This is a genomic window from Kitasatospora sp. NPDC007106 (genome assembly GCF_040634455.1).
GTDB lineage: Bacteria > Actinomycetota > Actinomycetes > Streptomycetales > Streptomycetaceae > Kitasatospora > Kitasatospora arboriphila.
The window spans coordinates 1-7,378 of sequence record NZ_JBEYFP010000282.1 but is presented as its reverse complement, the minus strand read 5'-3'; the positions used below and the strand labels follow the sequence as shown (position 1 = coordinate 7,378).

5 protein-coding genes are annotated in these 7,378 nt (G+C 75.8%); 4 read left to right on the top strand and 1 reads right to left on the bottom strand.

Features of this window, described 5'->3' with window-relative positions:
* Positions 1-538 (top strand): 2'-5' RNA ligase family protein (locus tag ABZ641_RS20860; protein ID WP_359983762.1); only part of this gene is annotated, 538 nt, incomplete at its 5' end.
* 82 nt (positions 539-620) lie between these two features.
* Positions 621-2,153 carry an ATP-dependent DNA ligase gene (locus ABZ641_RS20855; protein WP_359983760.1) on the top strand — a complete coding sequence of 511 codons (1,533 nt, stop codon included), beginning with the start codon at positions 621-623 and terminating at the stop codon, positions 2,151-2,153.
* Here the strand turns inward: ABZ641_RS20855 and ABZ641_RS20850 are convergent.
* Complete coding sequence (locus ABZ641_RS20850) at positions 2,142-3,107, bottom strand: pseudouridine synthase (RefSeq protein ID WP_359983757.1); 966 nt, start codon at positions 3,105-3,107, stop codon at positions 2,142-2,144. The genes ABZ641_RS20855 and ABZ641_RS20850 overlap by 12 nt on opposite strands.
* Positions 3,108-3,225: 118 nt before the next feature.
* Here ABZ641_RS20850 and ABZ641_RS20845 point away from each other — a divergent pair, with 118 nt between their 5' ends.
* Together ABZ641_RS20845 and ABZ641_RS20840 are read left to right on the top strand one after the other, a co-directional pair.
* Positions 3,226-6,945, top strand: a complete 3,720-nt coding sequence (locus ABZ641_RS20845; protein ID WP_344627504.1) for a SpoIIE family protein phosphatase — start codon at positions 3,226-3,228, stop codon at positions 6,943-6,945.
* Positions 6,946-7,074: 129 nt separating this feature from the next.
* On the top strand, positions 7,075-7,362 hold the full coding sequence (locus ABZ641_RS20840; RefSeq protein WP_359983754.1) for a hypothetical protein: 288 nt from the start codon (positions 7,075-7,077) through the stop codon (positions 7,360-7,362).
* The last annotated feature ends 16 nt before the right edge of the window (positions 7,363-7,378 follow it).

Sequence of the window (7,378 nt, the reverse complement as noted above, 5' to 3'; positions counted from 1 at the left end):
GGGTGGGCCCATGCAGACCGTCGAGCTGACCTGCGCGCCCGCCCTCGACACGGCGGTGCGCGAGGTCTGGCAGCAGCTCTCGGGGGCCGGCCTCCCGAGCCTCGCCCACAACACCCACCCCGGGCACCGGCCGCACCTCACCCTCGCCTCCTGCGGGGCGGCGCCCGAGGGGGCGCTCGACGCGGTCGGCGAACTGCTGGCCGAGGCGCTGCCGCTGCCGGTCCGGCTGACCGGGCTGCTGTCGTTCTCGGCGCGCAGCCGTCGGCGGGTGCTGAGCTGGGCGGTGGTCCCGACCTTCGAACTGGTCGACCTGCACCGCCGCGTCTGGCTCCTGCTGGACGGCGCCGCGGACCCCGACCCGCACTACCTGCCCGGCCGGTGGGCCCCGCACATCGGCCTGACCCGACGGCTGGAGCCCGAGGAGCTGGCACTCGCCCACACCGTGGTCGGCCGCCACCCCGACCTGACCGGCAGCTTCGACGCGGGCCGCAGCTACGACACCCTCACCGGCACCACCGTCCCCCTCGGCCCGCTCTGACCGGTCGCGGGCCGGGACCGGCGGCGGCCGCGCCGGCGGGGCAGGATGGCAGGCAGTGACCCGCCGCGGGAGGGAGTCGGCCGTGCTGGAACGCGTCGCCCGGGCGTCGGAGGCCGTGGCCGCCGAGCCGGGCCGGACGGCGAAGATCGCCCTGCTCGCGGACTGCCTGCGCGACCTCGGCCCGCAGGAGGCCCCGGCGGCGGTCGCCCTGCTCTCCGGCGAGTCCCGCCGGATGCGCGTCGGCGTCGGCTACGCGGCGCTGCGCGAGCTGCCCCCGCCCGCCGCAAAGGCCACGCTCGGGACGGCCGAGACCGAGACCCTGCTCGGCGACCTGGCGGCGGTGCACGGCCGCGGCGCGCAGGCCGCCCGGCGCACCCTGCTCGACTCCCTCTTCGGACGGGCCACCGCCCCCGAACAGCGGCTGCTGCGCGGCGTGCTGATCGGCGAACTACGGCAGGGCGCGCTGGACGGCGTGATGGCGGAGGCCGTCGCCAGGGCCGCCGGGGTGCCCGCCCCGGCGGTGCGACGGGCGCTGATGTTCCGCGGCTCGGCCCGGGCGGTCGCCGAGGCGGCGCTCACCGGCGGGGCGGCGGCGCTGGCCGCCTTCGGACTGGAGGTCGGCCGGCCGGTGCGGCCGATGCTGGCCTCCTCCGCACCGGGCGTCGCCGAAGCACTGGCGAAGGTCTCCCCCGCGGCCCTGGAGTGGAAGCTGGACGGGATCCGGGTGCAGGTGCACCGGTCGGGCGGCGAGGTGGGGGTGTTCACCCGCAGCCTGGACGACATCACCGCCCGCGTCCCCGAACTCGTCGAGGCCGCCCTGGCCCTGCCCGTCCGCGCCGCCGTCCTGGACGGCGAGGCGATCGCCCTGGGCCCGGACGGCAGACCCCGGCCGTTCCAGGTGACGGCCGCGCGCACCGCCTCCCGGCAGGACCCGGAACGGCTGCGGGCCGAGGTGCCGCTGCACCCCTACTTCTTCGACCTGCTGCACCTCGACGGCACCGACCTGGTGGACGAACCGGGCGAACGCCGCTGGGCCGCCCTCGCCGGCCTGGTCGACGAACCGCGGCGGGTGCCCCGGCTGGTCACCGCCGACCCGGAGCAGGCCGCCGGCTTCCTCGCCGACGCGCTCGGCCGCGGCCACGAGGGCGTGGTCGTCAAGGACCTCGCGGCACGGTACGAGGCGGGCCGCCGCGGCGTCGGGTGGATCAAGGTGAAACCGCACCACACCCTGGACCTGGTGGTGCTGGCCGCCGAGTGGGGCACCGGGCGGCGCCGCGGGTGGCTGAGCAACCTGCACCTGGGGGCGCGGTCCGGCGGCGAGGCGGGCCTGCCGGAGTGGGTGATGCTCGGCAAGACCTTCAAGGGGCTGACGGACGAACTGCTGGCCTGGCAGACCCGGGAGCTGCTCGCGCGGGAGACCGGCCGCGGCGACCACGACGTGCAGGTCCGTCCGGAGCTGGTGGTCGAGGTCGCCTTCGACGGCCTCCAGCGCAGCCCCCGCTACCCGGCCGGACTGGCCCTGCGGTTCGCCCGGGTCGTCCGCTACCGCCCCGACAAGACCGCCGCCGAGGCCGACACCGTCGCCACCGTCCGGGGGCTCGCCTCAGCACACTAGGGACCCGTGGGGGTTGCCCCAGGTTTCGGGGGAGGTCCAGGCGGCCAGGGTGCGGCGGCTTTCGAAGTGGAGCGGCTCCTTGCTCACCGGGTCGGTGAACTCCAGGACGGAGCCCAGCAGTTGGAGCGGGCGGCGGAAGTCGTCCGGGGCCGGCTCGGTGAGCACCTGCGGGTAGAGCGGATCGCCGAGGATCGGCAGCCCGAGCGAGGCCATGTGCAGGCGCAGCTGGTGGGTGCGGCCGGTGTGCGGGTGCAGCCGGTACCGGCCGAGGCCGTCGCGGTGCTCGGCGAGCTCGATCCGGCTCTCGCTGTTGGGCTCCCCGGGGACCTCGAAGGCGGCGAGCTCGCCGCGTTCCTTGACGATCCGGCTGCGGACGGTGACCGGCATCGGCCGCTGCGGGTCGAGCCCGGCGATCGCCTCGTACTCCTTGCGGACCGCGCGGCGTTCGAACAGGCCCTGGTAGGCGCCGCGCAGTTCGGGGCGGACGACGAACAGCACCAGTCCGGCGGTGAGCCGGTCGAGCCGGTGGGCGGGGCTGAGGCCGGGCAGGCCGAGGTCGCGGCGCAGCCGGGCGAGGGCCGTCTCGGTGACGTGCCGGCCGCGCGGGGTGGTGGACAGGAAGTGCGGCTTGTCGACCACGAGGATCCGCTCGTCCCGGTGCAGGACGTCGACGGCGAAGGGCACCGGGGTCTCCGGCTCCAGGTCCCGGTGGAACCAGACGTAGCCGCCGGGCCGGTAGGGGGTGTCGGCGGTGAGCGGGCCGTCGGTGGTGACGAAGACGCCCGCCCGCAGCATGTCGGCGACCCGCTCGGGGCCGACCGCCCGGCCGTAGCGCTCCAGCAGGTACGCGCCCGCGGTGGGCCACGGCCCGTCCGGCGGCAGCCGGAGCCGGACCGCGTCGATGCCGTCCCGCTGCGGCAGCGGGCTCGCCGGGATGCCTGGCCTGCGTCTCACCGTGCGAACCCTATCGGCCGCACCGGGACGCCCGTACGGCCGTGCGCTCCTCTGGGCGGGCTCCGGCTGCCATGGGAGGATGGCAGGGCGGAAGGCCGATCTCTGGACGGTGCCTGGCATGGACAATCCCGAGCAGGGCACGAGCTCCCCGAACCGCCGGGATCCGGCTGCGGAGGGGCCCGACGGGCACGCCCACGACGGGCTGCTCATGGTGCCGATCGCGACGGCGTTGATCGCCGAGGACGGGCGCATCCTGCACTGGAGCCGCGACGCGGAGACCCTGCTCGGCTACAGCACCGAGGAGGCGATCGGCGAGTTCGCCGCGAACCTGCTGATCACCGACGACCAGCGGGACGACGTGCTGACCCTGTTCGACCACATCGTCAGCGGTCGGGCCTGGTCCGGGGTGTTCCCGGTGAAGCACCGCGAGGGCCACCACGTGAACCTGGAGTTCCGCACCCACCCCATCGCCGGGCCCGACGGGCGGCCGCTCGTCCTCGCGGTGGCCTCGGACGTCACGGCGCTGCGCCGCCTGCAGGCGGACCTCGCCGTGCTGGACGGCTTCTTCACCCAGTCACCGGTCGGCATGGCCGTGTACGACTCGGAGCTGCGCTTCGTCCGGCTGAACAGCGCGCTGGCGAAGATCAACGGTCTGCCGGTCGCCGAGCACCTCGGCCGGCGGGTCACCGAGGTGCTGCCCGGCATCAACGGCCGCGAGGTCGAGGCAGTGATGCGCAAGGTCCTGGACGGCGGGCCGCCGGTGGTCGACTCCCGTTCGCACGGCCGCACCCCGAGCGACCCGACGCACGACCACGCCTGGTCGGCGTCGTACTTCCGGCTGGACGAGCCCGGCGGGCAGGTGCTGGGGGTCAGCTCGACCATCGTCGACGTCACCGAGCGGTACCGGGCCGAGCACGCCGCGGCGATGGCCCGCGAGCGGCTGACGGTGCTCGCCGAGGCCACCGTCTCCATCGGCACCACGCTGGACCTGCGGCAGACCGCGCGGGAGCTCGCCGAGGTGATCGTGCCGCGGCTGGCCGACGCGGTCGGCGTGTTCGCCCTGGAGCACCTCGTCTCCGGCGCCGAGGCGACCGCCGGCGAGGACGGGCTGCGGGTGCGCCGGCTCGCCGTCGCCACCGCCGATCCGGAGCACCCGATCGGCGAGCTGCCGACCGAGGCGGTGTACCGGATCCCGCCGGGATCGGTGTACGAGCAGGCGCTGAGCTCCGGCCGGACGATCGTCGCCCCCAACTGGGACCTGCCGCTGCTCGCCGACGAGGCGCTCACCGAGCGCGTCCGCGACTACCTGGACGACCGGCCGCGGCCGGTGCGGGTCGCACCGCTGGTCGCCCGCGGCACCGTGCTCGGCATGGTGGTGTACTCGCGCAGCCCGGAGCGGGAGGGCTTCGGCCCGGAGGACAGCACCCTCGGCGACGAACTGGCCTCCCGGGCCGCCGTCGCCATCGACAACGCCCGGCTCTACCTGCACCAGCAGCAGACCGCGCAGGCCCGCGAGCAGGCCCTCACCGAGGCCCGCGCCGCACAGGAGCGGCTCGCCCTGGTGAACGCCGCCTCGGCCCGGATCGGCACCACCCTCGACCTCGCGCAGACCGCCCGGGAGCTCGCCGAGACGGCCAGCCCGCGACTCGCCGACACCGTCGTCGTCGAGGTGCTGGACGCCCTGGTGCGCGGCGCCGAGACCGGGGCGCCCGGCCGCGCCGACCGGTCCGCGGTGCTGCGCCGGATGGCCTTCCACACCGTGCCGGGCAGCGGCATGAGCCCGGTCTCCCCGGTCGGCAGCGTGCACCGCTTCCACCCGTCGACGCCGTACGCCTGGGTGCTCGCCCACCGCAGGCCGGTGCTGCTGCCGGAGCTGGACGAGCCGACCCTCAACTGGTTCAACGACGACCCGGAACGGGCCGCGGCCGTCCGCGAGCAGCGGGTCCGCTCGGTCATGGTGGTGCCGCTGATCGCCCGCGGCTCCGCCGTCGGCGTGGCCACCTTCTACCGCAGCGTCACCGAGCGCCCGTACGACCAGGAGGACCTGCGCCTCGCCGGGGAGCTCGCCTCCCGGGCCGCCGTCGCCATCGACAACGCGCTGCTCTACACCCGGGAGCGGGACGCCGCCGAGCAGCGCCAGCGCGCCCTGGAGGCGGCCGGCGCCGCGCAGGCCCGGCTCGCCCTGCTGAACGAGGCGTCCACCCGGATCGGCACCACGCTCGACCTGCAGCGCACCGCGCAGGAGCTGATCGACGTGGTGATCCCGCGGTTCGCCGACTTCGTCACCGTCGACCTGCTGGAGTCGGTGCTGGAGGGCGACGAGCCCGAGCCGGTGCCCCGGGACGGCTCGGTGATGCTGCGGGCCGTCGCGGTCGGCGAGGTCGGCGCGAGCGGCACCATGATCGGCGCGGCCGACCCGGTCGGCGGCGGCTCGCGCTCCGCGCAGCTGTACGCGCAGAGCCTGCGCACCGGCCGGTCGATCCTGGTGCCGCACGTCGACGAGGCGGCGCTGCGCCGGATCGTCGCCCACCCGAACCGGATCGCCCCCAGCCTGGAGGCCGGCGTCCACTCGTACCTGATGGTGCCGCTGCTGGCCCGCGGCACGGTGCTCGGCGGCGTCGAGTTCGTCCGCACCCACAACCCGGAGTCCTTCACGCACGCCGACGTGGCGCTCGCCGAGGAGCTCGCCGCCCGGGCCGCCGTCTGCATCGACAACGCCCGGATCTACCGCCGCGAGCGGGACACCGCGCTCACCCTGCAGCGCAGCCTGCTGCCGCAGGACGTGCACCGCACCCCCGGCCTGGAGATCGCCCACCGCTACCTGCCCAGCAGCGTGATCAGCGAGGTCGGCGGCGACTGGTTCGACGTGGTGCCGCTCAGCGGCGGCCGGGTCGCGCTGATCGTCGGCGACGTGATGGGCCACGGCATCCGGGCCGCCGCCACCATGGGCCAGCTGCGCACCGTCGCCCGGACGCTGATCACCCTGGAGATGGACCCGGCCCGGGTGCTGCGCCGGCTCGACGACGCGGCCGCCGCGATCGGCGAGGGCCAGTTCGCCACCTGCGTCTGCGTGCTCTTCGACCCGGTCGACCGGATCTGCACCGCCGCCACCGCCGGCCACCTGCCACCGGTGATCGCCCGCGCCGACGGCTCCACCGAACTGCTCGAACTGCCGCCCGGCGCGCCGCTCGGCGTCGGCGGCGTGCCCTTCGAGTCGGTGCACACCACGCTCGACGAGGACGCCATCCTCGTCCTCTACACCGACGGCCTGGTCGAACGCCGCGGCCGCGACCTCGACGAGGGCATCGACCTGCTGCGCCGCACCGTCGCCGAGCGCCGCAGCTCGCTGGAACAGACCTGCGACGCGGTGCTGGCCGCGCTCGGCGCCGCCGCCGGGCAGGACGACATCGCGGTGATCATGGCGCACTCGCGGCCGATCGGCAGCGACCGGCTCGCCACCCTCACCCTGGCCGGGGACCGCGCCATGGTCCGGCACGCCCGGCGGTTCGCCCGCGAGACGCTCACCGAATGGGGCCTGAACGGGCTCACCGACATGGTCGAGCTGCTGACCAGCGAACTGATCACCAACGCCCTGGTGCACGCCGGCGCCCCCGTGCAGCTGCGGATGTTCCGCAACCAGGTGCTCACCGTGGAGGTCGCCGACCGGGACCGGCACGAGCCCCGGCTGCGCCGCGCCCGGGCCGAGGACGAGGGCGGCCGCGGCATGCACCTGGTCAACGAGCTGGCGCACCGCTGGGGCGTGCGCGCCACCAAGGACGGCAAGGTCGTCTGGTACGAGCTGGAGCTGCCGCCCGGCGCCGCCCGGGGCGCCGCCTGATCTCACCCGGACGGCGCACGGGCTGCTCCGTCGAGGTGAGGCGGGCGGGTGATCGGGCCGTGTCGGTTCGTACGCGGGCGGTGCGGGCCGCAGGATCGGTGCCGTCCGGCTTCCCGACCAGGAGGACTCATGCGCTCCAGCCTTGCCAGGATCACCACCGCCGCGCTCATCTCCGGCCTCGCCGTCTTCGGCACCGCGGGCGCGGCCGCCGCCCACGGCTCGCTCGCCGTCGGCGGCGACGCCAGCTCCGCCGAGGGCGGGGCCCTCGCGGTCGGCGGCGACGCCGACGCGCTGATCGAGCACGCGCTCGCGGTGGGCGGCGACGCCTCCTCCGCGGAGGGTGCGGCCCTCGCCGTGGGCGGCGACGCCTACGGCTACGGCATCGGCGTCGCGGTCGGCGGGGACTCGTCCTCCTGACCCCGTACGGCCCGAC

What these genes read in the sequence shown, in the direction of transcription:
- ABZ641_RS20840 (WP_359983754.1), top strand. Translation starts at nt 7,075, where the DNA reads ATGCGCTCCAGCCTTGCCAGGATCACCACCGCCGCGCTCATCTCCGGC.
- ABZ641_RS20845 (WP_344627504.1), top strand. Translation starts at nt 3,226, where the DNA reads ATGGACAATCCCGAGCAGGGCACGAGCTCCCCGAACCGCCGGGATCCG.